This window comes from Rhizobium cerradonense (assembly GCF_030182455.1).
In the GTDB taxonomy this organism is placed as follows: domain Bacteria; phylum Pseudomonadota; class Alphaproteobacteria; order Rhizobiales; family Rhizobiaceae; genus Rhizobium.
On record NZ_JAQJCK010000001.1, the window covers coordinates 287,254 to 312,362 of the forward strand.

19 protein-coding genes and 1 tRNA gene are annotated in these 25,109 nt (G+C 58.5%); 8 read left to right on the forward strand and 12 right to left on the reverse strand.

What is annotated here, in order from left to right; genetic code table 11:
* Positions 1-77: 77 nt before the first annotated feature.
* From PH547_RS01450 to PH547_RS01465, 4 genes are all read right to left on the reverse strand, one after another.
* Positions 78-1,292 carry a D-alanyl-D-alanine carboxypeptidase family protein gene (locus PH547_RS01450; protein WP_104823081.1) on the reverse strand — a complete coding sequence of 405 codons (1,215 nt, stop codon included), beginning with the start codon at positions 1,290-1,292 and terminating at the stop codon, positions 78-80.
* 71 nt (positions 1,293-1,363) lie between these two features.
* Positions 1,364-2,542, reverse strand: coding sequence for a septal ring lytic transglycosylase RlpA family protein (locus tag PH547_RS01455; RefSeq protein ID WP_283050414.1), 1,179 nt, complete (start codon positions 2,540-2,542; stop codon positions 1,364-1,366).
* Positions 2,543-2,790: 248 nt separating this feature from the next.
* The gene (locus tag PH547_RS01460) at positions 2,791-3,663 is read right to left on the reverse strand and encodes a sigma-70 family RNA polymerase sigma factor (protein ID WP_104823083.1); all 873 of its coding nucleotides are present in this window, start codon (positions 3,661-3,663) and stop codon (positions 2,791-2,793) included.
* Positions 3,656-4,279: a flavodoxin family protein gene (locus tag PH547_RS01465; RefSeq protein ID WP_104823084.1), complete on the reverse strand. Its 624-nt coding sequence runs from the start codon at positions 4,277-4,279 to the stop codon at positions 3,656-3,658. The genes PH547_RS01460 and PH547_RS01465 overlap by 8 nt, the downstream gene beginning before the upstream one ends.
* 279 nt (positions 4,280-4,558) lie before the next feature.
* On the opposite strand from PH547_RS01465, the gene PH547_RS01470 reads away from it, so the two are divergent.
* Positions 4,559-6,226, forward strand: a complete 1,668-nt coding sequence (locus PH547_RS01470; RefSeq protein WP_104823085.1) for an arylsulfatase — start codon at positions 4,559-4,561, stop codon at positions 6,224-6,226.
* Positions 6,227-6,490: 264 nt separating this feature from the next.
* Here the strand turns inward: PH547_RS01470 and PH547_RS01475 are convergent.
* A tRNA-Ser gene (locus PH547_RS01475) sits at positions 6,491-6,580 on the reverse strand.
* 123 nt (positions 6,581-6,703) lie between these two features.
* On the reverse strand, positions 6,704-6,958 hold the full coding sequence (locus PH547_RS01480) for a hypothetical protein (RefSeq protein ID WP_104823109.1): 255 nt from the start codon (positions 6,956-6,958) through the stop codon (positions 6,704-6,706).
* 190 nt (positions 6,959-7,148) lie between these two features.
* On the opposite strand from PH547_RS01480, the gene PH547_RS01485 reads away from it, so the two are divergent.
* Complete coding sequence (locus PH547_RS01485; RefSeq protein WP_104825097.1) at positions 7,149-7,745, forward strand: DNA-3-methyladenine glycosylase; 597 nt, start codon at positions 7,149-7,151, stop codon at positions 7,743-7,745.
* A 123-nt stretch (positions 7,746-7,868) separates the two neighbouring features.
* Here PH547_RS01485 and PH547_RS01490 read toward each other — a convergent pair whose 3' ends face one another.
* The 5 genes from PH547_RS01490 to PH547_RS01510 all read right to left on the reverse strand — a co-directional run bounded on the left by PH547_RS01490 (position 7,869) and on the right by PH547_RS01510 (position 14,283).
* A complete protein-coding gene (locus PH547_RS01490; protein ID WP_285167291.1) occupies positions 7,869-9,413 on the reverse strand; it encodes a DHA2 family efflux MFS transporter permease subunit in 1,545 nt (514 codons plus the stop codon).
* The gene (locus PH547_RS01495) at positions 9,406-10,644 is read right to left on the reverse strand and encodes an HlyD family secretion protein (protein ID WP_104823111.1); all 1,239 of its coding nucleotides are present in this window, start codon (positions 10,642-10,644) and stop codon (positions 9,406-9,408) included. The genes PH547_RS01490 and PH547_RS01495 overlap by 8 nt, the downstream gene beginning before the upstream one ends.
* The gene (locus PH547_RS01500) at positions 10,637-11,101 is read right to left on the reverse strand and encodes a MarR family winged helix-turn-helix transcriptional regulator (RefSeq protein ID WP_104823112.1); all 465 of its coding nucleotides are present in this window, start codon (positions 11,099-11,101) and stop codon (positions 10,637-10,639) included. Before PH547_RS01500 ends, PH547_RS01495 begins: the two co-directional genes overlap by 8 nt.
* 161 nt (positions 11,102-11,262) lie before the next feature.
* Positions 11,263-12,897, reverse strand: coding sequence for a glycosyltransferase family 2 protein (locus PH547_RS01505; RefSeq protein ID WP_245463958.1), 1,635 nt, complete (start codon positions 12,895-12,897; stop codon positions 11,263-11,265).
* Between the two features lie 591 nt (positions 12,898-13,488).
* On the reverse strand, positions 13,489-14,283 hold the full coding sequence (locus tag PH547_RS01510) for a helix-turn-helix transcriptional regulator (protein WP_104823113.1): 795 nt from the start codon (positions 14,281-14,283) through the stop codon (positions 13,489-13,491).
* A 1,046-nt stretch (positions 14,284-15,329) separates the two neighbouring features.
* Between PH547_RS01510 and PH547_RS01515 the strand changes: the two genes are divergently transcribed.
* The 5 genes from PH547_RS01515 (at position 15,330) to PH547_RS01535 (ending at position 22,706) form a co-directional block, all read left to right on the forward strand.
* On the forward strand, positions 15,330-16,259 hold the full coding sequence (locus PH547_RS01515; protein WP_104823114.1) for a fibrinogen-binding protein: 930 nt from the start codon (positions 15,330-15,332) through the stop codon (positions 16,257-16,259).
* 85 nt (positions 16,260-16,344) lie between these two features.
* Positions 16,345-18,441: a hypothetical protein gene (locus PH547_RS01520; RefSeq protein WP_285167292.1), complete on the forward strand. Its 2,097-nt coding sequence runs from the start codon at positions 16,345-16,347 to the stop codon at positions 18,439-18,441.
* Between the two features lie 24 nt (positions 18,442-18,465).
* Positions 18,466-20,808 carry a type I secretion system permease/ATPase gene (locus PH547_RS01525; protein ID WP_104825099.1) on the forward strand — a complete coding sequence of 781 codons (2,343 nt, stop codon included), beginning with the start codon at positions 18,466-18,468 and terminating at the stop codon, positions 20,806-20,808.
* Positions 20,809-20,813: 5 nt separating this feature from the next.
* A complete protein-coding gene (locus PH547_RS01530) occupies positions 20,814-22,175 on the forward strand; it encodes an HlyD family type I secretion periplasmic adaptor subunit (RefSeq protein WP_104825100.1) in 1,362 nt (453 codons plus the stop codon).
* A gap of 39 nt (positions 22,176-22,214) precedes the next feature.
* Positions 22,215-22,706, forward strand: coding sequence for a hypothetical protein (locus PH547_RS01535; protein ID WP_104823116.1), 492 nt, complete (start codon positions 22,215-22,217; stop codon positions 22,704-22,706).
* 31 nt (positions 22,707-22,737) lie between these two features.
* On the opposite strand, the gene PH547_RS01540 is transcribed toward PH547_RS01535, so the two are convergent.
* Positions 22,738-23,019, reverse strand: a complete 282-nt coding sequence (locus PH547_RS01540; protein ID WP_104823117.1) for a hypothetical protein — start codon at positions 23,017-23,019, stop codon at positions 22,738-22,740.
* A 180-nt stretch (positions 23,020-23,199) separates the two neighbouring features.
* Between PH547_RS01540 and PH547_RS01545 the strand changes: the two genes are divergently transcribed.
* On the forward strand, positions 23,200-25,092 hold the full coding sequence (locus PH547_RS01545; protein WP_104823118.1) for a peptidylprolyl isomerase: 1,893 nt from the start codon (positions 23,200-23,202) through the stop codon (positions 25,090-25,092).
* Positions 25,093-25,109 lie beyond the last annotated feature (17 nt).

The following is a 25,109-nucleotide window of genomic DNA, read 5'->3' on the forward strand; positions in this document are numbered from 1 at the left end:
CGTGAAACCACGCAAAGCATCTGAGCCTGACATTCTATATAGGCTGTAAACAAGGGAATTCACGAGGCGGGAAACAATCAAGTCGACGTCGGGGTGTCCCAAAGCCAGGAGAACAGCAGCGATTCCGTCAGCTCCATGAAAGCATCGAAAGCGCGGCTGCTGAGCGTTCCCTGGGCGACGGCATCCTTTGTATAGAGGGGCAATTCGCGCAACAGCCGTGCGCCGGAAAAGACGCGGAGCGTTCCCGCTTCGTAGCCGACGGCGACCGGTGCCGTCAGCGGCCACCGATAGACGATGCGGGCCGACAGGCGGTCGGGATTGTTGAGCGGCACATAGACATCGACCGGTACCTTGGCGATGAGGCCGACCGTCGACTCCGCGCCGCCATAGACGCTGGCGTCGCCGATCACCTCGCCATCGGCAAAGATGCGCTGGCTCTTGAAGTTGCTGAGGCCCCATTCCAGCACGCGGCGGGTTTCCTCGGTGCGTTCCTTGTCCGTTTTCAAGCCGCCGAGCGCCAGGAACAGCCGTCGGCCGCCGCGCTGGATGGAGGCGACGATCGAATAGCCCTCGCCCTCGGTAAAGCCGGTGCCGAGGCCGTCGACGCCGATGTTCAGGGGGAGCAGCGGATTGCGGTTGCGCTGGTAGATCTTGTTCCAGGTAAAATCCGCCTGGCCGAAATATTTGTAGAGATCGGCGTGTTTCTCCTGCAGGTCCTGTGCCAGCGTCACCAGCTCGTGCACCGAAATCTTGCTGCCGTCATTGGGGTCGTCAGGGTCCGGAAGGCCGGTCGAATTGGTAAAGACCGCTCTCGGCATGCCGATCTCGCGCGCATGCGCCGTCATGCGCCGGGCGAATTCCTTTTCATTCACGGACATGCCTTCGGCAAGGATCATGCAGCCGTCATTGGCCTGCTGCACGGCGACGCCCTGGATCAGATCGCCGACGCGCACGCGCGATTTCAGGGCGGCGAACATGGTCGATGCACGCGACGGTGCACCGCCCTTGCGCCAGGCGTTTTCGGAAACGGGATATTCCGTATCAAGCGAAATCTCCCCTCGCCCGACTGCATCGAAGACGACATCCATGGTCATTAGCTTCGCAAGCGAGGCCGGGGAAATCGGTTGATTCTCATCCTTGGCAAGCAGGATCGTGCCGGTGGAGGCTTCGATCATGAAGGCCTGCGCGGCCTTGGTGTCGAAAGCCGGCGCCGGCGCCTGTTGGGCGACGGCCGGCAGGCACTCAATTCCGATAAGGAAGAAGGAAAACGCGAAAAACAGGCGTCTCAACATGCCGGCTCCCCAATCCGTTCGACCCCGAAATCATATTAGCCCAGGGGTGAAGATTCAGGCAATGACGCCGATTATTCGACTTGCGTTTGAGCTTGATGCTGACGGTGATAGGCGGAGAGGATCGACTCCTGCGTCAGCCCGTCATTGCGCACCATGACAGCGTCGAAAGCGAGATTGACGTAGACTGTCTTGACCGGTGCTTCCTGGTAGGCAGCGACCGTGGAGGCGAGCGACGGCGCATCAAGGCTCGCCATGCCCGGTGCGAAATCCGGACGCTCGTAGGGAATGGGGCCAATAGTAGGCAATACGACCAGCGTTGGCTCGGCAGGATCGACCGACGGCATGGCGCCGCCGTTCCAGGTCATCGGCGGCGGATTGTTGCGCTTGTTGCCATTATAGGACGCTGTCGGCGTGGAGCCGGCAAAGGCGGTTGCCGAATAAGGCGATTGCTGCGGGATCGGCGCAAGCGCCGGCGCAGCACTCGCGGTGTTGAAGCTGCGCTGCTGGCGGCTGGGCTGGCGGATATTGTCCGAATCCGGCAGTTGGTCGGCGGTAATGCGGCCATTCGAAGCGACCATTACGCCCGTTGCGATCTGGCCGCCGGGATTGATGCTCGGCAGGCGCGAGCCCTTCGGAATGTAGGAGGCCATCAGATAGGGATCGTCGTGGCCGTCCATGCGGGCGCGGCCGACATATTGCACGCGCACGTCGCCGGTGCCGCTATGCTGCAGATCGAGGAGCTGCGCCGTCTTGTTGGAAAGGTCGATGATGCGGCCGGGATGATAAGGGCCGCGATCGTTCACGCGCACGATGATGGAGGAACCGGTTTCGACATTGGTGACGCGCGCATAGCTCGGCAGCGGAAAGGTCGGATGGGCGGCGGTGAGCGCCTGCTGGTCATAGACTTCGCCGTTTGCGGTCAGGCGTCCGTGAAAGGCCGAGCCGTACCAGGAGGCGATGCCGACCTTGTTATAGGCATAATCTTCCTTGGGATAATACCATTGGCCCTTGACCTCGTAGGGATTGCCGACCATGAAACGACCGCCGCCCTTCGGGATCGGTCCATTGAAGGCAACGCGCGGGCTCGCCTTAACGCCGTATTCTTTTTCGGAGAAATATTCCTTGCCATGCTGACGCTTCGTCGCAACCTGCTGAGAGGTTCCGCAGGCGGTAACGGTGGCGCACATCAGAGAGAGAGCAAACCAACGCATACCCGTTGCGTATGTCACCGCACGATTATCGAATTTCATCTGTCCCACGCCGTTAATCAAATTACTATGGCAAGGCATGCACCGGCATATCCCTCAACCGGTATCCTGCTACGCCTCAATCACCTAACGGTACTTTAATCATGATTGCATGTTGTCGAATTTTCGATCGGATTTGAGCGAATGTGGGTATTTCCGAAAATTATGGTTAATGAATGGTTAAAATGCGGCAGCTTCTGCGGTCGCATTTGATGCCAGTTTCGTTGCCGATCGACCGATAAGTGCAACTATTAATGAGCCATGGCGCCGATGATGTGCTGCAGCTTGTCCGGGTTGCGCGTGCAATAAATGGCAACGATCTTTTCCTGCTCGATGTGTAGAGCGGTCGTCTGCGCGACGTTGCCGCCTTCTACCGTTACGAAACCTGGCAAGCCATCGATGACGGCATAGTGGATCAGTTGCGACGGTTGCGTGCGGAAAATTCGCGCCAACTGCTCATGGAGCAGCATGACGGCCGCGAGACCGATGTGTGGCCGCCGCGATGTCGGTACCTTGCCGCCGCCATCGGCATAGACAACGACATCCTCGGCAAGCAAGGCTTGAAGAGCCGCCATGTCTCCCGTTCTCGACGCCGTAAAGAAGGCTGTGGCAAGCTTCAGCCCCTGCTCTCTGCCGACGGCAAAGCGTGGTCGGGTCTCGGCAACATGCGCCCTCGCCCGGCTTGCGAGCTTGCGGCAAGCGGGAGCTTCGCGGCCGATCGCCGAGGCAACGTCATCGAAATCCATGCCGAACACGTCATGCAGGAGAAAGGCGGCACGCTCCAGAGGCGACAGACGCTCCAGCGCCAGCATCAGGGGCAAGGTGATATCATCAGCGGCATCGCCGTCCTCCGGATCGAAGATGGGCTCTGGCAGCCAGGATCCCACATAGGACTCCCGGCGGCGACGCGCCGATTTCAGCTCGTTGAGGCAAAGTCTGGTGACGATGGTGCGAAGAAACGCAGCCGGCTCACGCACCGATGCACGATCAGTCGCCAGCCAGCGCAGCGAAGCATCCTGCACGATATCCTCCGCATCCGCCACGGATCCGAGCATTCGATAGGCAAGCCGGACGAGGCGCGGACGCAGCTCGGAAAAGATCGGGTCGGAGGGCGTTTCACTCATGGGCGGCCAGAGCGTATTGGAGGGGCGCGGCTTGGCGTCCGCGAACGAACTGCAGCGTCGTCAGCGCCACACGCCGCCCGAGATAGCGCGCTGTAGCGAGATCGGATGCTGGCGGCGCGGTCTCCGGGCCCTCATCCGTGTTCGCCTGTGCCGCCGCACCTACCCAGAAGCCGAGACGGTTCATATCCTCTTCGGAGCCGGTTGAAGAGCAGTTCGCCGGCGGAAGATCGAGACCAACCCAATGCATTCCGTGCTGTGCCGCAAAGACCACCATCTGCATCAACGTCGAGAGCTTGTCACCGGACCGTGACCCTGAGGTGGTGAAGCCGGCCGCGATCTTGTCCTTCCACAGATAACCCTTGGCGAGAACGGCATTCGACGTTGCCTCCTGGAACGCTTTAAACGACGCGGAAACCGCGCCCATATAGGTTGGCGACCCGAAGATGATTGCCTGCGCGGCATTGAGATCATCCCAGTGGCGATCCACCTTGTCCACCGTGAGCAGCAGGGCCTCGACGCCCTCGACCTCATCAACCCCCGCCTTCACGGCTTCCGCCTGCCGGCCCGTGTGCCCATAGCCGCTATGATAGACGATTGCGATACGCTGCCGGGTCATTGTCATCTCCTTCGAACATGGTGTTGCGAAGGAGATGACAAGGGATGGGGTCTGATTGTGACATGCCTTGGCACTTTTTTGACGGTAATTGGCTTGCCATCCTCTCAAAAGACGCAGGATCTGCAGCTTGCTTGCATCGGCCAATGCAGACATGGCGGCGTATTCCCAAGTCTGAGCTGTTGTTACTGTAACGTACTTCCATTTTACGTCTTTCTCGCATCTCATCTACTCGCATGGACGTGCACTGCGAGATTGGGACCATGCGAGAGGGAGGAAACCATGAACACGGCAGAACATCCCAACAGCCCAGACACAAAAGTCCCCGAAGGCATTAGCCGGCGTACCGTCTTACTCGGCGGCACCGCGCTCGTAGCAGCCACGGCGGCGCTCTCATCGGCGCAAGGCGTCCGGACTGCGTCGGCGCAGCCAGCCGGTGGTAAGCCGAACATCCTTGTCATCTTCGGCGACGACATCGGCTACTGGAACATAAGCGCCTACAATCGCGGCATGATGGGCTATCGCACGCCCAATATCGATCGCATCGCCAAGGAGGGCGCGATCTTCACCGACCTCTACGCCCAACAATCCTGCACAGCCGGACGCGCCGCCTTCATCACCGGCCAGAGTTGTTTCCGCACGGGCTTGCTCAAGGTCGGGTTGCCGGCGGCAAAGGAAGGGTTGTCGGACAAGGACCCGACACTCGCCGAATTGCTCAAGCCGCAGGGCTACGCCACCGGCCAGTTCGGCAAGAACCACCTCGGCGATCGCAACGAGTTTCTGCCTACGGTCCACGGCTTCGACGAGTTTTTCGGCAACCTTTATCACCTCAATGCCGAGGAGGAGCCGGAGAATATCGACTATCCGAAGAGCCCGGATTTCAAGGCGAAGTTCGGACCGCGTGGCGTGCTGAAATGCGTTGCCACCGAAACGGACGATCCGACCGAGGATCCGCGCTTCGGCCGGGTGGGAAAGCAGAGGATCGAGGACACCGGCCCGCTGAATAAGAAGCGCATGGAGACCGTCGACGAGGAATTCCTGACGGCTGCGATGGACTTCGTTGACCGGCAGCACAAGGCTGGCAAACCGTTCTTGTGCTGGTTCAACTCGACGCGCATGCACATCCACACGCACCTCAAACCTGAGACTAGCGGCAAGACAGGCCTTGGCCTTGAGGCAGATGGAATGACGGAGCTCGACGGAATGGTTGGCCAGCTTCTCAAGCAGCTCGACGACCTCGGCATCGCCGACAATACGATTGTGCTGTGGACCACCGACAACGGCGCAGAAGAATTCTCATGGCCGGACGGCGGCACCACACCGTTCCACGGTGAGAAGAATACAAGCTGGGAGGGCGGCTACCGCGTTCCAGGCGCGATGCGCTGGCCGGGCGTCATTAAGCCAGGCACCGAGATCAACGACATCGTGTCCCATGAAGATTGGGTGCCAACGCTCGTGGCCGCTGCCGGCGAGCCCGAGGTAAGTCAAAAGCTTTTGACCGGCTATGATGCGGCTGGCAAAACCTTCAAGGTCCATCTCGACGGCTACGATCAGCGCGAGCTCTTGGCCGGAACCGGCCCGAGCAAGCGCAAGGAGTACTTCTTCTGGACTGACGACGGAAATCTCGCCGCCATTCGCTATGACCGCTGGAAGGTTCTGTTCATGGAACAGCGGGCCGAAGGGTTCGACGTGTGGCAAGAGCCGTTTGACACCTTGCGGCTGCCGAAGATTTTCGATCTGCGCGCTGATCCTTTCGAACGCGCAGAACATGAAGCGAGCGAATACGACTTCTGGCGCCTCGACCGGACATATCTCCTCGTGCCGGCGCAGGCCTTCGTGGCCCAGCACTTGCAAACCTACGTGGACTTCCCGCCACGGCAGAAGCCGGGTAGTTTCTCGCTCGACCAAGTTTTGGAGAAGCTGCAACGGGCCGGTGAGGGCAAGAACTGAAAGCGGTTGAGGGCGGAGACCGCTCAGACTGGGCGATCTGGAGGAGATCCAACAGAGCGCTAACTGGCCGGCGCTGCTCGGGGTCATCGAAGATGGGAGATTGTATCTTTATCGGGCACGGGTGCGTGCTGCGCCATTTTAACTTGCCTTGGCAAGGGCTTGCTCGGCGACGGAAGGGAAAGCTGTGCAGGTGCAAGAAACATATAAGCGTCACAACGCTTATCGAAAAAATTCTATAATTTCCAAATATTTAGATGAGAGAGATGGCGGAAGAGGTGGGATTCGAACCCACGGTACGGTTTCCCGCACGCCGGTTTTCAAGACCGGTTCCTTAAACCACTCGGACACTCTTCCTGTCGCTGAAGCGCATTGCCTCAGTAAATGTGGTCGGCTGGCTTTACAGCTATTCGGGCCGGAGCGTCAACCGGCCTGATTGAACTCCGCACCGAACGAATTGGCGCAGCCAGGCAATGGGCCCTATGCCCTCGGCTCGCCGCCGGGCGCGTAGTGAGATTTGCGCTTGAATGGGAAGACACTGCCGCAGCGGCAGCGGATCATGTATTTCGCCGGATCGTTCGATTTGCGCTCGTCGAAAAAGCCCGCCGGCATTTCGTCCACGAGAAAGCCGGGGTTTTCACGGCGCGGATTGTCATCCTCCGAAACCTCGGCGAAGCCGCTATTGCCACACTGAGAGCATTCGAGCTTTCTTGAATATCGATCCCGCGCAGCCATTTTCTTCCAGTCCGAGTCTCACAACCTCCCTTCCCTATCAGAGAACATTTCGTTTCTGAACCCGCGTAAAGAAATGATACAGATCGATGCGCTGAAATCCCATCCGGCTATGATTTCAGCGAAAGGGATTATCGAGACGAGAGCTTCGCAAGATTCGGCTTCGAATAACCAGTGGACACCGCCCTCGCCCATGACGCCTGACGACCAGCCCTTATCAATCGGCCCCAAGCCTTTGGCTGGCCCCGCCCTCACCGCCTTTTTCTCCCGCGATGCGGTCACCGTAGCGTCCGATCTCATCGGCGCGCGCCTCGCGGTCGCCGGTGCCGGCGGGCGAATCGTCGAGACGGAGGCCTATCGGCCGGATGATGAGGCATCCCATAGCTTTCGCGGACCGACGGCGCGCACGGCGGCGATGTTTGGGCCGGCGGGCCGGGTCTATATCTACCGCTCCTACGGCATTCACTGGTGCCTGAATTTCGTCTGCCAAGGCGCCAGCGCCGTGCTCATCCGGGCATTGGAGCCGGAAAGCGGCATCGCGGACATGGTCCGGCGGCGCGGTGTTGCCGACTTTGTCGATCTCTGCAATGGCCCGGGAAAGCTGACGCAGGCCTTGGGCGTGGATATCAGCCTGAACGGCCTGGCGCTGGACGCCTCGCCTTTCGAGTTCATCTTGGCCGAGCCGGTGCCGGTGGTCGCAGGCAAGCGGATCGGGATTACTAAAAATGTCGATCCGCTATGGCGCTTCGGCGCCGCCGGCTCACGCTTCGTCAGCCGCCGGTTTCCTTAGAGCGCCACGCAATTTCGGACGAAAAACCGCTGCGCACTTTTCCTGAAATTGCTCTGAAAAAGACCGCCGGGGTGGAGCCCGGCGGTCATGCTGCCGCGTAGTGAAACTGGAAAGACTACGCAGCTACTCCATCGCGATGCTGTGGTCGACGGCCGGCGGCGCCTTGGGCTTGCGCAGCAGCAAAAGCAACGGCATGGCGAAGATCGACATCAGCATCAGCAGTTTGAAATCGTCCATATAAGCGATGATCGTCGCCTGCGTGGTAATCACGCCGTCGAGTGCTGCGCGGCCGACAGCGGTCACGGGGCTGATGGCTTGCGCGGCCGTGGCATCGAAATAGCGGTTGAACGGCGTCACATAGGCGGCGATAGTCGAGTGGTTGACCTGGGTATTTTCGGTGATCAGCGCCGAGACGACAGAGATGCCGACGCTCGAGCCGATGTTACGCGAGAGGTTGTAGAGGCCGGTACCCTCGCCGCGCATCTGCGCAGGCAGCGTCGCAAAGGCGATCGTCGTTAACGGCACGAACAGGAAGCCGAGCCCCGCCCCCTGGACGAAACCGACTGAAATCAGCGTCCATTGCGAAACATCTGGCGTCCAGCCGGTCATGTCGTACATCGCCCAAGCGGTCAGGGCGAGGCCAAAGAACAGCAGCCAGCGCGTATCCACCTTGCCGATCAGCCGCCCGACGACGAACATGCACAGCATCGTGCCGAGCCCGCGCGGACCCATGACGATGCCGGCGGTGACGACCGGGTAGCCCATCAGCGTCTGCAGATAGGGCGTCATCAGCGCCAGCGACGCCAGATAGGTGACGCCGACGACGAAAATGAACAGCATGCTGACGGCGAAATTCTGGTCCAGGAACAATCGCGGGTTCACGAAGGACCGTTCCGCCGTAAACGTATGCACCAGGAAGAGATAGAAAGCGCAGACGCAAACCAGAGCCTCGATGATGATTTCGCCTGAATAGAACCAATCGAGCTGCTCGCCGCGATCGAGGAAAAGCTGCAGGGCGGCAATGGCGATTGACAGCATGCTGAAGCCGAAGAGATCGAGCTTGGCGAGCGCGTCGAGCTTGGTTTCCGTCAGGTAGATGACGATGCCGGCAAAGGCGAGCGCGCCGATCGGCACATTGATATAGAACACCCAGCGCCAGCTCATATTGTCCGTCAGCCAGCCGCCGATGACCGGCCCCAGCACCGGACCGACCATGACCGAGACACCGAACAATGCCATGGCCTTGCCGCGCTCTTCGACATTGTAGATGTCGAGAAGAATCCCCTGCGACAGCGGTACGAGCGCTGCGCCGAACAGGCCCTGCAGCAGGCGGAAGCCGACGATCTGGTTCAGCGACTGCGCCAGGCCGCAGAGAACGGAGGCGACGACGAAACCGGCGATCGCCACCAGCAGCACGCGCTTGCGGCCGAATTTTGCCGAGAGAAAACCCGACGGCGGCGTCATGATGGCGGCGGCGACGATATAAGATGTCAGAACCCAGTTGATCTGATCGGCGCTCGCTGAAACGTCACCCTGGATATGGGGCAGAGCGACGTTGGCGATGGTGGTGTCCAGCGCCTGCATGATGACCGCCAGGATGACGCAGGCGGTAATGGCACCGCGATTGGCGATCGGGCCGGAGGGTGAAGCAGCAGCAGCGTTACTCATGGTCCTGACCGTGGGATTGGCCCAACAGGTTTGCAACGAAGTCCGGCAGGCCACGGGCATGGCCAGTATCGACATCGGCGACGACACTCATGCCGACACGCAGCGGCGGCTTGCCCTGCATGTCGTCGATGCTGACGATCATCGGAATCCGCTGTACGACCTTGACCCAGTTGCCGGTGGTGTTCTGCGCCGGCAGCAGCGAGAAGCTCGCGCCCGAGGCCGGCGAGATGCTGGCGACGGTGCCCTTCCAGGTCACGCCCGGATAGGCATCGACCGAGATCGAGACCTTCTGACCGGGCCGGACATGCGTGAGCTCGGTTTCCTTCGGGCTGGCATTGATCCACATATGGGTGGTGGAGACCAGCGAGAAGCCCTGCTGTGCGGCCGTCAGATAGGCGCCGACCTGGAGCGACGGAACATTGGCGGTAATACCGTCGAAGGGTGCACGCACGACCGTGTCGTCAAGCTCACGCTGCGCATTGTCGACGGCGGCCTTGGCCTGCAGGTAAACCGGATTCTGCTCCACCGGCTGGTCGGCATTGCCGCCGAGCTGCGCGAGCGTGGTTGCAGCCTGCGCCTGGGCGACGGAGACCTTTTGCTGTGCCGCATCGAGATTGTGCTTGGCCTGATCATAGGCGGCCTTGGAGGCGACCGAGCTATTGATCAGGTTCTGCTGGCGGTCGTATTCGGTCTGGAAATAGGGAATATCGGCCTGCGCCTGGGCGATTTCCGCCAGCGATTGCTTGTAGCTAGCCTGCAGGTTCAGGATCTGGTTGCGGGCATTGCCAAGCTGCGCCTCAGCGCCTTCCAGCGCAATACGGAAGGAGTCGGGCTTCAGGCGGAAGAGCACCTGCCCCTTCTTCACCACCTCGTTTTCATGCACGTCGACCGAAATCACCGTGCCGGAAACGTCGGTGGAAACACCGACCATATCGGCCTGAATATAGGCATTGTCGGTGGACATTATCTGCCCGCCGGTGACGTAGTAATAGCCGCCGATGACAAGGGCGACCGGCAGCAGCGCGAAGAGGATCGGCCGCGTCGGGCTGCGGCGCTTGCGCGGCTTTTCGGGAGGAGCAACCGGAGCGGCGGTGCCGGCAGCGGCGGGTGCCGGAGCGGGATTGGAAGACGGCGCCTCGGCGACTGCGGCTTGGTTCTGCTCGATTGCGGTCTGTTCGTTGGCGGAGTTCACGTTTGCGGGAACGCGAAGCGAAGAAGATGCGTCAGCCATGATTTGTCTCTTTGTCGCCCACCGTTGCGCGGCAGGCCTGGACCAGGTTCGATTTCATAAGGGTGAGCAACTGATAAAGGCGCTCATGATCTTCGGAAGAGACCCCATCCAGGGCCTCCTTGCGGGTTTGGTCGCCTATGCTGCGCATGGTGTCGAGCAACGGCCGCGCTTCCTCGCGCATGTAAAGCATCCAGCTTCGCCGATCGTTCGGGTGCTGGCGGCGTTCGACCAGGCCGCGTTCGGCCAGCTTGTCGAGGATGCGCACCAGCGTGATCGGCTCGATTTCCAACATCTCGGCAAGACCCGCCTGGTGGATCCCTTCATTGTTCGAGAGATAGGCGAGCGTTTGCCACTGCGAACGCGTCAGTCCCATATCTTTCGCACGCTGCTCGAACCGCTTCCGAAGAAGCCGGGCAACGTCATGCAGGAGAAAGCCGAGAGTTGGTGTCGAATTCATGGGATAAGAAGCCTGCTATTCATAAGCAACCTTATAATGCTGTCACGTATAGTAAGTAAGCATGCGATACAAGGGGCCAACGCACGATCTTGTGCAGATCGTCAAAAATGTCGCAGGAGGTGTCGCAAAGATGTCGCAGGCTCGCGGGGTTAGGCGAGCGCTTAACGGGAAGGCATGCTTTCCGTTCTATGCCGGGCGATGATCAGACCGATCAGCGCCGCATAGATCAACGTATTGATCGCGGCAAAGATAAAGAGGCCTTGGGCAGCCTCCCGATCCGCAGCAAAGACCATCGCCAGCGCGGAAGCAAGGCTGATCGCGATATAGGGCGCCAAGACGCGAAGCGGCAGCGCACGTGCTTCTGCGATCCTCTCGGGCGCGACGCGGGAATCGCTCGGAGAACGCGTGAGACGATCGCGAATTGCGGCTGCGCAGCCCATCAGCGACCAGGGCCAGCGCAGGAGCAGAAATGCCATGCTCTCCCAGCTTATGATCCTGGCATCGGCGGGTCGGAATGCACCGGTGGCGCGCCAGATGAAAGCGATCGCGATCATCGCGCCAGCGATCGGCAGGAAATGCAGCAGGAAAGCGGGATAGGTGACATCGGCAAAGCTGTGGCCGGTCAGAAGCGCGACGATCGGCAGCATGAAGATGATAGCCAAGCCCAAGGAAAACAGCGGATACCAAAGCTCGGAGAATAACAACTGGAATTTCAACCATCCAGGCAGTTTCGGCATATAGGCCGTCGAATACCGCAACAGGGTGGTCATTCGGCTGCGCGACCGGTCAAATTCCTGCATCATGAGATCTGCGAAGGTCGCCGGACCGTCGCCATGGGCGATCGCATCCAGCGCATGGGTACCGCGCCAGCCGCTGGCATTCATCGCCAGTGTCGTCGAAAGATCTTCCGCCGGTTCCGGCCCGGGGCCACCGATTTCCTTCAAAGCCGCGGTGCGCACAGCATAGTGCGTGCCCATACAGAGCGGTGCCCAGCCATTGTTGTAGCCGGACTGCAGCACCCCCTGAATGCCGGCGTCGGCAGAGAGCCTGCCCCTCGCCGCCCAGCTCGATGCCGCATCGGCGTCTGAGATACTCGGCGCCGACACATAGCCAACGGAGGGATCGCGGAATGGCCGAACAATTTCGCGGAGATAGATCCTTTCGGGCACATGGCCGGCATCGATTTGCACGACGAAATCATATCTTTCATAGCCGAAGTGATCGTAGAAAGACCTGAGATTGCCTTGCTTGCAATGCGGCGAAAGATCGGGAGCGTCAGCCCCGGCGCTCCCGCGCGTCGTGGAGGTGAAGACGCCGTGTTCCATGCACCATTTCATCATTTCCAGGCTGGGTTTTTCCTCCGCCAACCAGACATCGAAATCGCAGCCCGTTTGATCGAGCATTGCCCGCAAGGTCGTTTGCACGAGGGAAAGAGGGTCGGATGATGCTCTGGTAACGACCATGGCGATGCGCCCTGCTGGCAACGGTCCGCCAGCTTGCGGCATCCGCCGCGCATCATGGACGATGACGATGAAATAGGCGGGCAAGCCGGTGATCCAGGCAAGAACGAGCGTCACCAGCAGATAGGATGGCCAGCCGATGATGTGATCGCTGCGCAGCCACCACAGCCAGAAGAAGGTCATGGTTGCCGTCCAGACGGTGATGCCGATCAGATTGGCAAAGCGCATCCTGCCTTCGAACACCCGCTCCGTCGCCGGACCAATATCGGCGGGTTCGACGGAAGGCTGAAGCATGGCGTGGATTACAGCGGCTTTGACGGCAGGGATCTTGCCCATCGTGTCACCTTCAGAACGAAAGAGAGGGTGGCGGTGTTGCGCCGCTGACAAGAGCCGTTTCAGCTTGATGTGTAAGGGTGGATGGCAACCCTTTTGAGGAGAAAGGACCGCCATCCATGGGAACAAATCTACGCACTACACCTCCCTCCCCGTATCAAATAACGGCTCCTATAGGCCGCATGCTGTACTTAAAATACATTGATTGAGAGGAGTAACGTAAATTTATTTACAGTAACAATTCGTGCATATTTACAATTTTCACCAGTATCGAATCGGACGTTAACTTGGTGAATGAGACAATGATAAAACTACTTTACGCTACGTCAACGGAAATCTGATGAATGATTAGGCAAACTATACTAAATAGCTATTTCACAGGTGAGATATTGGCTGCGTCGTGCATGGAATATAGTCCGCTTTCAGGAGTGACCTAAGCGGCGGGATTAACGCAACGGCAGTGGAAATACGGGGCGGCCTGGGTCGGGCCTTCGTTTCGAGCGATAAGATATTTCGGCCCGGAACCGGTGAAGACAGAAAACGGCCGCCCACGATGTCGCGAACGGCCGTCCCCTCTCAATTCCTATCCGTGGATCAGTTTCTCCAGCGACGCGATGGATCCCGATCCAGCCCGTTGTCCGAATTGAAGAAGCGTGAGGCCGCTTCCGTTCGATTGCGGACATTCATTTTCTTGTAGATGTTGCGGACGTGAACCTTGACCGTATTTTCGGACAGGCTGAGCTGGTCCGCTATGATCTTGTTCTGTGTCCCCTTGCAGATGAGATCCAATATTTGGACCTCGCGCGTGGTCAGTGCCTGCAGACTGCCGTTGCGCATGGCGATAGCATCCTCATAGGGTCTATGGCTCGTGGCAAAACGCGTCTGTGCCTGATAGAGCGGCTGACTGAGATGCGGCGTGTCCCCAGAGAGCCGGCGTAGAAGCGCCGAGGGGAAGTGTTCGCCACCTTTCATCAGCAGGTCGATCGCTGCCATGAACACGTCGAGGCGCAGATTGAGCGGCAGAACGCCGTGTATATTCCGTCCTTCGACAAGTCTGGCCACGTATGGATCGTGCAGATCGATCGTTTCAACGACCAGCCCGATCGATATTCCGGGCGAATTCGCCCTTATTGCATGTAAAGTGTCCTGCATTTCCTCAGATTGAAGATGGTACAGCAGGATCAGTTTAACGCCCTCCAGAACTTTGCCCTGAAGTGCCTTCGGGTCGGTAATGCTAATGATGTCATATGCTGCAAATCTGGTGCCTAAAGTCTGCACCAGGCATTCAGAAAAGAGATCGGCATCCGCCAGTACGACGATAGTCTCTCTCAAGTTTATGATGTTATGATTGTCCTCAGCATCCCCTGTTCTTACGCTTGCGATGTACATTTGTGCATCCCCCAAAGCTCGCAGCCATGTGTGTTAACCCGCTTTTTGCCGGAATGTTTTTTATGAGCACGGTGCCCTGATAGGACTGTTTATGCAGTCTTCTTAATTAATATAAAACTATATTAATCCATGCGATCGTACTTGGAAATTGCCCAAAGGGGTTAGTTTTGCCGCAAAAACTTTAAAAATTATCACAAATGTGGGAATTTGGCCAAATTGGGTGCCGTATTTGTGCTCAGTTTTGCACATTTCCGGGCATTTCTGTTTAATCAGCTAACCTAAGGTGGAGGTCACCTGGCGACTGACAATAGCCCAAATCGACCGAAATCGGTAGACCGACTCGGGTGAGCCGAAGACTGGCTTAAAGCATAGTAAGCGTCGATATACTTTTTATTACAATTTGAAATTTCATTGACGTGGTCCGTTTTTGCAACGACCGCAGACTTAGTTAGATTTTTGAAATATATTACTTGGATGCACCGCCACAATTTCTGATCCCTTAAGTCGGACGGATTAAGACTGCGTAAGCGAACGGTAACGCTCATTGATGCCAATCAGGCGGTCGATAGCTCACAAAATCTGGAAAAGACGAGTGACAACAGCGCTTTAAATCCTGCGCACTCATCGGATGAAATCCGATTTACGAAACCGAAACAGGGCGGTAGCCCGAATTGGTATCTATGAGCTTGTGTTGTTTTCGGTCAAAGTCCCACTGTTCCGCACCAACCGCGGAGCTTGGGGAAAATGGCATTCCGGTCCTTTGTCTCGCGTCCCGGACAACCTCCTCCTCCCCTAACTTCTTAGAGACAACAGAAAGCAGAAGGCGTTGGACGCTCTAACTGAGCGCCAGGGCGGATTTGCGTACTTTGTTTTGCGTAGCTGCAAATCCCAAGAGGCCAGGTCTGAACCAACAGGCCGGTTTTGACGGTAGTCCTGTAGTGCGTACACCTGCCGCAACGTTAACAGAGTTGGGGCCGCCGCGAGTCAATCCCGTTTAGATGAGAGGGATTCCCCGAGACGGCCTCCTCATTTGGAGGAAATGTATGATGTCTCCTGATTCTGATATCGCCAACATCAGCGCCGATGACGACCTGAAAGTTGGCGCGTTGGCGGATGGTCTCGCGACCAGCGCCGTCAATTCGACGGAAGTGGATGACGGTTCGACCGGTCTTGTCGGCGTCGCCAACACCAATAACAGCAACAATACCAACACCACCGATACGGATGTCGACGTCAAAAACAACGGCGACAATCGCGACAACACCAACAACGGCGACAATCGTGATAACAGCTATAACTGGGATTACGACAATAAGGTAATCACCAAGACCGACACGGATACGGACATCAACATCAAGGATAATGGCGATAATCGCGACAACAGTTACGATTATGACTACAAGGCCATTACCAAGACGGATACCGACGTCCACACCGAAGCCAACAACAACGGTGACAATCGCGACAACTACAGCGACTCCAGCACTCATTCCGATTACGATTTTGGAACGATCAAGGATGTCCATGATGTCGGAAATCTCGGCGTAGCCGGTGGCGATCTGACCTTCAATCTCGGAGACGATTACTCCTTCAACCTCAATATCGATGGCGTGCTCAACAATGCGCTGGGCGGCGGCGGCAATGACACAGGCTTTAGCCTGGTTCAGGCCAACAATCTCGCCGACCAGGATCAGGCCTATGATCTGCGGATGCAGAACCAGGATGCCAGCATTAACCTGACAGCAGACGGTGGTCATTCCCATGCGGATGGCCTCGATCTCGACCCGACCCTGAATTGGAACGGGGTGCCGAGCGTGGGCCACGACATGACCGGTACGGCGTCGGCGGATTCTTCCGCTATCATCGCCAACTCCGGCTTCCATCAGGAAGTGGTACAGGGGGCGAACCTGCTCACCAACTCTGCGGATATTGCCGTTGTCGGCGGCGATCATCACGTGACAACTGGCGACACCTGATTTCGAAGCGAGAGCCACGCCTTTTGTGCGCCGTCCGGAGGACCGGCCGGCGCACATATGTGGCTTGAACCTGGATTTCGCTGAAATGACAGCCGTCGGTAGCGACGGCTTCGGTTCGGATAGACCAGGCGTTTCCGAAAATTGGGGGTTCGTCATGCACGCGGAAAAAATATCGGAGATCATAGCCCACTTTATCGGGCTCTTCGACACGCAGATCGAGGATCTGCGTCTGCGGCTGGGCTACACGGATGGGACATCGACGGAGGACAGTCCGTCGGAACAGACAGACCCGACCCTGGCAAAGGACGACTTTGCATCGGGGCTGACGATGGTCGACTACGCTCCCGACGTGAAATACATCTCCTCGCCTTACGACTTCCGTTATGGCTATGTACGCCTGCATGATGATCCCTACCATGTGCGCATAAACGGTCCCGATGGCGTTGCGCCGGTGGAGATCCCTGTCGTCCACCGCCCCTCCGACATCCAATTCCAGCCTGCTGCTCTGCCGTATAAACTCGACGTCCACGTAGGGCCGGGTTCGGAGACCGCTCATGTGGTGCAGGCCAATGTCTTGCGCGATGACGACGTGCTGGACATGACGAATTCTTCCCATCATCTCGTTCGCGATGTCTCCGATGTCTACGATTGGCTGGGCCAAGCGACGGTGAAAGCCGAGGAACTATCGCCCCTTGACTCCCTCCAGCGGACGGAGAGCACCGAGGGGATGATGAAGCTCAGCGACGATCTGCACGCATTTATCAAAACCATCGAGGCGAACGGCGGCGCCGACATACAAGGCCCCGACGGCAGCCATTACTTTGCGATTGCCGGCAATCAGCTCGACGGCATCTTTGTCAACGGTGAGCAGGTCAGCAGCGTCCCGGATCTCGAAGATTCCATGCCCGATCGCGGCCTTGCCGCGCAAAAAGCGGTGATCGAAGGAACGGATGAAACCGTTCATCAGACGGGACTAGGGCCGAACTCCCTCAACATCGAGGCCGGCGGCAATGTCGTCGCAAACCTCGTCAACATCATCGACACAAATGTGATCGCGCATGTGATGGCAGTGATGGGCGACTATCATTCCATCGACGCGATCTCACAGAGCTATGTTTACAGCGACAACGATAAAGTCGATTGCACCTCAGGCGATAACGACCAGTCTTCGCAAAGCGCCTTGACGATCGGCAGGAATATCGCGGTTTTCGAGCACACCCAGTTTCAGGTGAGCTCGACATCAGACCATACCGACGACGGCAATCCGGTTTTCCCGAGCTTCTGGCGCGTCAGCGTCATCGAGGGCGACGTCTCGTTCCTGCACTGGACGGAGCAATATAATTTCCTCTCCGACAACGACACGATGCGGGTGACGACCACCGGCGCCGAGACGATGCTGCTGACCGGCGGCAATACATTGGTCGACCTTGCCTCCTTTTTCAGTCTTGGCATGCAGTACGATCTGATGATCGTCGGCGGCCACGCGTTCGACATCAATTCGATCAGCCAGATCTCGGTGCTCTACGACAATGACGTGGTGTCGACCCTTCAAGGCGGCGAACATGTTCAGACCGGCGGCAACCTGCTCTGGAACCTCGCCTCGATCAACAATGTCGGGCTGTCCGATCGTTTCACGACGATGCCCGATTTCATCAACGACACGGTCAAGAATATCCAGGACCACACCGACGAGATACCGGACGGGCTTGCCCACGACTCCAACTTCGCCGGTCACGAGGCGCTGAATGTTCTTTACATCACCGGCAACTTCTTCGACGTCAACGTCATCAAGCAGATCAATATCGTCGGCGATTCCGATATCGTGCATCAAGTCGCAAGCGATGTGGTGGCGAACAATCAGAACGCCACGGTATCGATCGACACCGGCAGCAATGCCCTGGTCAATATCGCCAATATTACCGATTACGACAGCGTCGGTCATACGACCTATCTCGCCGGCAATCTCTATTCCGATACCGTCCTCATCCAAGGCGGCCTGGTCGATCACGATCAGACCAATACGACCAATGCAAACCAGCAAAGCCAACCGCTGGCCAATGAAGCGATCGCTTTCCTCGGTGATCACGATCAACAGCCCGCGCAGAATGAAACCATCGATCTCGGCCACGACATGTCCTGGCACAACGGCCCTGTCGGCGACGTCATGCAGACCGTCACTTAGCCAGAGACATAGGGGATGCTCCTGATGAACCAGATTTCAAAGCTGAGCATGGCGGAAAGCCGGACATTGCACCTCACGTCGCTGGCGTCGGGCGAGGAGGAGCGGACGGCCGAGCGCGACACCGCCTCCTATATGGCGGCCATAGAAGACGCTGTGGAAAGCTTGAAACGGTTGCGGCGCGAGCCTAAGGCCGCCGTGGTTCCCTCCCCCCTTTCTCCCCAACCGTCGATACTGGACGTGACGACTGTGGCTGCCGTGGAAACTGAGACGGTTCCCGCCCCTGCGGAGTTTTCCGTTGTGACGAAGGTTGATGAAGGGGCCGCCACCTCGACGACCGAGATCGAGATGCGGCTGATATCGCCCGCTCCAGAGGTCGCTCCGGAGCCTGTGATCGAACCGGCGCCCCGGCTGCCGGAAGCGGAAATGCCAAAGCCCGAAATGCCCAGGCCTGAGATGCCAAAGCCTGAGATGAAGGTGAATCAATCGCAGCCTTTGCCTCGGACGATCGACAACGACTCCGGCCCGTTGCGTGAGAACGAGCGCCGGTCGCTTGCCGGCGGTGGCGGTCACGGTGGCAATAACGAGAGCGGCAAAGGCGGAGGTGGCGGAGGCAATGACGGCGGCATCTTCCACAAACGCAGCGCCCAGCCGATCAATTTCGCCGCCAGTCTGCGCAAGGGTATTTCGGTCGTTCAGCGCAACATGCTGATCGTCATGATCTTCACCCTGGCCATCAATGTCCTGGTGCTGGCAATCCCGATCTATCTGTTTCAGATTTCCGACCGCGTTCTGACTAGCCGCTCGATCGATACGCTGGTCATGCTCACGATCGCTGTCGTCGGCGCCATTCTCCTGCAGGTCATCATGGATTCCGTGCGCCGTTTCATCCTGATGCGCACAGCCGTCGAATTGGAAGTGCAGCTCGGCGCGCCGATCCTGAGCGCGGCTGCCCGTGCGTCCTTGAACGGCAACGGCCGCGACTACCAGACGCTTGCCGATCTGCAGCTACTCCGGTCCTTTTTGACCTCGGGCACGCTGCTTGCCTTCCTCGACGCGCCATTGATGCCGCTCTTCGTCGTCGTTGTCTATCTCGTGCATCCGCATCTCGGCGTGATCGTCATGACGTGCTGCGCCGTCCTGTTCGTAATCGCCTATCTCAATCAAAAGATGACGGCGAAACAGTTTGCCGAAGCCAACGCCTTCGTTACCCGCGCCAATTTCCATTTGGATTCCATGGCGCGTAATTCGCAGATCATCAATGCCCTTGCGATGATCCCCGAAGCCGTGAAGATGTGGGGCCGTGAAACTGCTGGATCGTTGAAATCGCAGGTGGCCGCCCAGGACCGCAATATCGTCTTTTCCGGTCTCACCAAGGCTTGCCGCCTGATCACCCAGGTCACCCTGCTCGGCTGGGGCGCGCATCTCTCGCTCTCCGGCCAGTTGACCGGCGGCATGGTGATTGCGGCCTCGATCATCTCCGGCCGAGCATTGGCGCCGGTCGAAGGGGCGATTGAGGGCTGGAATCAGTTCAATCATTCCCGCGCCGCATACGGCCGCATCAAGCAGCTATTGCTGAATTCGCCGCTGAACTTCCCGCGGCTGCGCCTGCCCAACCCGGAAGGACGGCTCGATGTGGAGCGCATTCTCTTCGTCCCGCCGCCGCAGAAACGGGTCGTTTTGAACGGCATCTCCTTTTCCTTGAAGAAGGGGGAATCGCTTGCCGTCATCGGCAATTCCGGGTCCGGCAAGACGACGCTCGGCAAGATGCTGGTGGGCTCGATCCTGCCGACCTCCGGTAATGTGCGGCTCGATCTGATGGATCTGCGCAACTGGGATCAGCGGCAATTCGGCGAGAGCATCGGCTACCTGCCTCAGGACGTGCAGCTCTTTCCGGGTACGATCAAAGCCAATATCTGCCGCATGCGCGACGACGTCGAAGACCGGCTGATTTACGAGGCGGCCGTCCTTGCTGACGTGCATGAGCTGATCGCGACTTTTCCGCAGGGCTATGAGACGGTGGTTGCCGCCGATGGCGCGCCGCTTTCCGGCGGCCAGAAGCAGCGTATCGCGCTTGCCCGTGCCTTCTTCGGCAATCCGAAATTCGTCGTTCTCGACGAGCCGAATTCCAATCTCGACACCGCCGGCGAGGCGGCGCTGGCCCGGGCGCTCATCCACGCCAAAAAACAGGGCATCACCACAGTGACGATCACCCAGCGCCCTGCCCTGCTGCAATGCGTCGATAAGATCCTGGTTCTGAAGGACGGCTCGGTGGCGCTGTTCGGAGAGCGTACCGAGGTACTGAAAACGCTCAGCAACAAACCCAGCAATGAAATCGGCAATCGGCCACCGGCAAGGATCGAAGGGTGAGCGCCATGTTCGGGAGAAACAAGAATAAGAAAAAAGAAGACAACGAACAGGGGCAACTCGAATGGTATAGCGAGGTGCCACGGTCGATCAGGCTCTACAGCGTCTCGGGTCTGGCGATCCTGTTCGCTTCTTTCGGCGGCTTCGGCTATTGGGCCGCCACCGCGCCGATCGCTTCGGCCGTCATCGCTCAAGGCAGTTTCGTCGCGACCGGCAACAATAAGATCGTTCAGCATCTCGAGGGCGGCATTATCAAGGAGCTGATGGTGAGCGAAGGACAGGTCGTGCAGGAGGGGGATATCCTGCTGACCCTCGATCCGACGGCGGCTCTCGCCAATGATCGGGCGCTGAAACTGAGACGGCTGCGGTTGGAAACTGTGGTCGCCCGTTTGAAAGCCGAGGCCCAGGGCAATGAAGAGTTCAAGGTCCCCGATATCGTCACGGCGGAGGCCGACGATCCCGATGTGACCTCTCTGATCCAAAGCCAGGTTGTGGTTTTTCACAGCAAACAATCCAAGCTGCAGGAACAGCTCAACCTTATCGAAAAGAACATCCGTTCGCTCGAATATCGCACCCAGGGATATCAGGGCCAGCGGCAGGCCTTCGTGACGCAGCTCGGCCTTTTGACCGATGAACAGGCATCGAAAGAGAAGCTTGCGAATATCGGCGTTGTCAGGCGTTCCGACCTTCTGGCCGTGCAGCGCGCGGTCGCCGATGCCATGGGCGACCTTGCCCGCATCGATGCTGAGTTGAACGAGAACGAAGCCCAGGTCGCCAAGTACCGCCAGGAAGCGATCATTGCCATCAACACCAACAAGCAGGCAGCGCTCGACGCGTTGGAAACGGCCGAATCCGATTTGGACAGCGTGCGCGAGCAGGTGCGTGAGGCTGCGGGCGTGCTCGACCGCACCGTCATCCGCTCACCGGTCAGCGGCACGGTCATTCGTTCCTATTATCATACCGCCGGCGGCGTCATCACGACGGGCAAGCCGATCATGGAGATATTGCCGAACAACGTGCCTTTGATCATCGAGGCACAGGTGCTGCGCACCTCCATCGACCAGTTGCGCGAAGGTGAATCCGCCTCCATCCGCCTGTCGTCCCTCAACCGGCGCACGACACCGGTGCTGAACGGTAAGGTATTCTACGTCTCAGCCGACTCGATCGAGGACAATTCCGGTTCGACGCAGCGCGATGTCTATGTTGTTCGCGTCCAGATCCCGAGTGAGGAGATCAAACGCATTCCGGGCTTCAAGCCCGTACCTGGCATGCCCGCGGATGTTTTGATCCAGACGTCCGAACGCACCTTTTTCGAATATCTCTCCAAGCCGGTGGTCGACAGCATGTCGCGCGCCTTCAGGGAGCGGTGATGAATTTGTACTTTGGCTGATTGAGCATAGGACCGCGCCATGCCTGCAATGTCCGATATTCTGCTTCGCGTCGGCCGCCTGAACTATGTCTGGACCAATACGGAAAGCCTTCTGATCTACATCATTGCGCATCTGCTGAGGGTGGAGAAGGATGCGGCCATCATCGTCTTCCTGACGCTGAACACCACGCGCGCGCGCATTGATTTGGTCGAACGTCTGGCAAAACTATCCTCGACGCCGGCGGAAGACAGCCATGCGGTGCTGGCGCTGATGAGCCGCTTGAAGCGGGAATCGAAGATGCGCAACAAATACAATCACTGCATCTATTCCTTCGACGAAAACGGCGAAATCTCCAGCACGCAGCTCATGCGTCTGGTGGAGGACGACCGGCACGTCAAATACGGCAAGGTGGAACAACTGGATCTGCGCGAAATCGAACGGCTGGAGAGCTCGATCAAGGAGATTGTCGAGATCAGCAAGGCGCTCTGGACATTCATCCGCGCCAGCCCGCGTTTTCACGACGAGCTTTGAAAAGAACCGCTATCCGTAAGCGAGCATTGACCTAGCGACGGCTGAGCAGGCCGATCAGATAACCGATGCCGGCGGCTGCCGCGACCATGAAGATCGGCTCCTGGCGAACCCTTTCGCGCAGTTGATCGGTTATTTCCTGAGCCTCCTCGGTGACGACGGACTTCGCGCCTTGCCCGACCGCGGCCATGCTGCGCGAAAGTTTCGTCAGATCCTCCCGAAGCGCGGCGATCTGCAGGTTAAGGTCTTCGACGGCTGTTTCAGCTTGTACCTGAGCTGAGGCAGTTTGGGCGGAAGCGGATTTCGTCTCGGCCATCGTCGGCTCCTCTGTTTACCTCAGCTTTCAACGTCAATCCCAGGCAAAGGTTCCGGGTCTGCAGCGCTAGGCCCGGTGATTTCCTTGCTGGCTCTTCAATTCCGGTTCGGATTGTTCTAAGGAACTCCGATTGCTTCGCCTGCGGGCGAAGACTGTATTGATGACGAGGTTTGCCTTCCGATGTTCGACGTGTTGAGAAAAATCGCCCAGACCTGGGTTGCCAAGGGCTTGATGCTTATTTTGGCGGCGGCCTTCGGCATATGGGGGGTTGAGCGTTCGCTCATCAGCGGCGGCGGAAGCAATACCGTCGTGACGGTCGGCGATCAGCAGATTGGTACCAATGAATTCCGCCTCGCCTATCGTCGCCAGATCCAGGCCATCAGCCAGCAACTGCGCATGCAGATCACGCCGGAGCAGGCGCGCGCCTTCGGCATCGGACAGCAAACGGTCGCCCAGCTCGTTGCCGGCGCTTCGCTTGACCAGCTTGCCGCCGATATGAACCTTGGCCTGTCGCAGGATCGCCTCGCCCAGCTTATCGGCGACGATCCCGCCTTCAAGGCGCTGAACGGCAGCTTCGACCGGCAGAAATTCGAGAGCTTGCTGCGCAACAGCAGCATCAATCCCGACGACTACATCAAGGAGCGCAGTAAGGTTGCGATCCGTAGTCAGATCGTAGAAGCGGTCTCCAACGGCTTTACTGCGCCGAAGGTTCTCGTCGATGCCGTCAAGCAATATCATGACGAAAACCGCAGCATCGATTATCTGCTGTTGACCAACGCCAATATCGACCCGATCAAGGCGCCCGCCGAAGACGTGCTGCAGAAATGGTTCGATGGCGTCAAGCCGAAGTACCGCGCGCCCGAATACCGCAAGTTCGCCTATGTGACGCTGCAGGCCGAAGATGTTGCCAATCCCGCGAGCGTGACCGACGATGCGGTTCGCGCCGAGTTCGAGAAGCGCAAGGATAGCTTCACGACGCCGGCAACGCGCACGATCGAGCAGCTCACTTTCGCCAACAAGGACCTCGCCAACGCTGCCGCCGACGCGCTGAAGACGGGCTCGACATTTGACCAGTTGGTCACCGATCAAGGCAAGAAGCCCGCCGACGTGCTGCTCGGCACCTTCACCAAGGATCAGGTTCCGGATCAGACAATCGCCCAGGCTGCCTTTGCCGTTATCAAGGAAGGCGGCACCACGCCTGTCATCGACGGTTCATTCGGCCCGGTGATCCTGCGCGTAACCAATGTCAAGGCGGAGACGGCGAAGAGCTTCGACGAGGTCAAGGAAGACATCCGCAAGCAGATTGCGCTCAACAATGCCGCCGATGAAATCACCAGCGCTCACGACAAGTTCGAAGACTTGCGCGGCTCGGGTGCGTCGCTGCAGGAAGCCGCACAGCAAATGAAACTGAAGCTGGTGACCGTTGATTCGGTCGATGCCACCGGCCTCGACTCAAGCGGCAACGAGATCAAGGACCTGCCTGCCAAGCAGCAATTGCTGGCCGAAGTCTTCAAGGCGGACCAGGGCGGCAATGCTGCACCTCTGACCATCGGCAACAATGGTTACGTCTGGTACGATGTGCTGAACATCACGGCTGATCACGATCGCCCGCTTTCCGAGGTGCATGACAAGGCCGTTGCCGACTGGACTGCCGAGCAGCAGAAGGTTGCGCTCGCCGCCAAGGCAACCGAGCTGAAGCAGGAAGCGCAGAAGGGCAAATCGCTTGCCGACATCGCTGCGCCGCTTGGCATCGCCGTCGAAAACAAGTCTGGTGTGACCCGCACGACGGATGATCCCGTTCTCGGTCGTGGTGGCGTTGCGGCCTCGTTCTCTGGTCCGGCCGACACGGTCGCCAACGCGGTCGGCGCAGACGACACGACGCAGATCCTCTTGAAGGTCACCGAGGTCAACGACAATCCGACGACGGATGCGCTGAACAATGCCGATCAGCAGGCAGCTCAGATTGCCAATGCCGCCGGCGACGACATTCTTGACCAGATGGTCAGCGACCTGCAATCCAAATACAGCGTCACGGTCAACCAGAGCCTCGCCGAACAGGCGATGTCTCGCTAGGCCCGGTCGGGAGGATC

What these genes read in the sequence shown, in the direction of transcription:
- PH547_RS01450 (WP_104823081.1), bottom strand. Translation starts at nt 1,292, where the DNA reads ATGTTGAGACGCCTGTTTTTCGCGTTTTCCTTCTTCCTTATCGGAATT.
- PH547_RS01455 (WP_283050414.1), bottom strand. Translation starts at nt 2,542, where the DNA reads ATGAAATTCGATAATCGTGCGGTGACATACGCAACGGGTATGCGTTGG.
- PH547_RS01460 (WP_104823083.1), bottom strand. Translation starts at nt 3,663, where the DNA reads ATGAGTGAAACGCCCTCCGACCCGATCTTTTCCGAGCTGCGTCCGCGC.
- PH547_RS01465 (WP_104823084.1), bottom strand. Translation starts at nt 4,279, where the DNA reads ATGACCCGGCAGCGTATCGCAATCGTCTATCATAGCGGCTATGGGCAC.
- PH547_RS01470 (WP_104823085.1), top strand. Translation starts at nt 4,559, where the DNA reads ATGAACACGGCAGAACATCCCAACAGCCCAGACACAAAAGTCCCCGAA.
- PH547_RS01480 (WP_104823109.1), bottom strand. Translation starts at nt 6,958, where the DNA reads ATGGCTGCGCGGGATCGATATTCAAGAAAGCTCGAATGCTCTCAGTGT.
- PH547_RS01485 (WP_104825097.1), top strand. Translation starts at nt 7,149, where the DNA reads ATGACGCCTGACGACCAGCCCTTATCAATCGGCCCCAAGCCTTTGGCT.
- PH547_RS01490 (WP_285167291.1), bottom strand. Translation starts at nt 9,413, where the DNA reads ATGAGTAACGCTGCTGCTGCTTCACCCTCCGGCCCGATCGCCAATCGC.
- PH547_RS01495 (WP_104823111.1), bottom strand. Translation starts at nt 10,644, where the DNA reads ATGGCTGACGCATCTTCTTCGCTTCGCGTTCCCGCAAACGTGAACTCC.
- PH547_RS01500 (WP_104823112.1), bottom strand. Translation starts at nt 11,101, where the DNA reads ATGAATTCGACACCAACTCTCGGCTTTCTCCTGCATGACGTTGCCCGG.
- PH547_RS01505 (WP_245463958.1), bottom strand. Translation starts at nt 12,897, where the DNA reads ATGGGCAAGATCCCTGCCGTCAAAGCCGCTGTAATCCACGCCATGCTT.
- PH547_RS01510 (WP_104823113.1), bottom strand. Translation starts at nt 14,283, where the DNA reads ATGTACATCGCAAGCGTAAGAACAGGGGATGCTGAGGACAATCATAAC.
- PH547_RS01515 (WP_104823114.1), top strand. Translation starts at nt 15,330, where the DNA reads ATGTCTCCTGATTCTGATATCGCCAACATCAGCGCCGATGACGACCTG.
- PH547_RS01520 (WP_285167292.1), top strand. Translation starts at nt 16,345, where the DNA reads ATGACAGCCGTCGGTAGCGACGGCTTCGGTTCGGATAGACCAGGCGTT.
- PH547_RS01525 (WP_104825099.1), top strand. Translation starts at nt 18,466, where the DNA reads ATGAACCAGATTTCAAAGCTGAGCATGGCGGAAAGCCGGACATTGCAC.
- PH547_RS01530 (WP_104825100.1), top strand. Translation starts at nt 20,814, where the DNA reads ATGTTCGGGAGAAACAAGAATAAGAAAAAAGAAGACAACGAACAGGGG.
- PH547_RS01535 (WP_104823116.1), top strand. Translation starts at nt 22,215, where the DNA reads ATGCCTGCAATGTCCGATATTCTGCTTCGCGTCGGCCGCCTGAACTAT.
- PH547_RS01540 (WP_104823117.1), bottom strand. Translation starts at nt 23,019, where the DNA reads ATGGCCGAGACGAAATCCGCTTCCGCCCAAACTGCCTCAGCTCAGGTA.
- PH547_RS01545 (WP_104823118.1), top strand. Translation starts at nt 23,200, where the DNA reads ATGTTCGACGTGTTGAGAAAAATCGCCCAGACCTGGGTTGCCAAGGGC.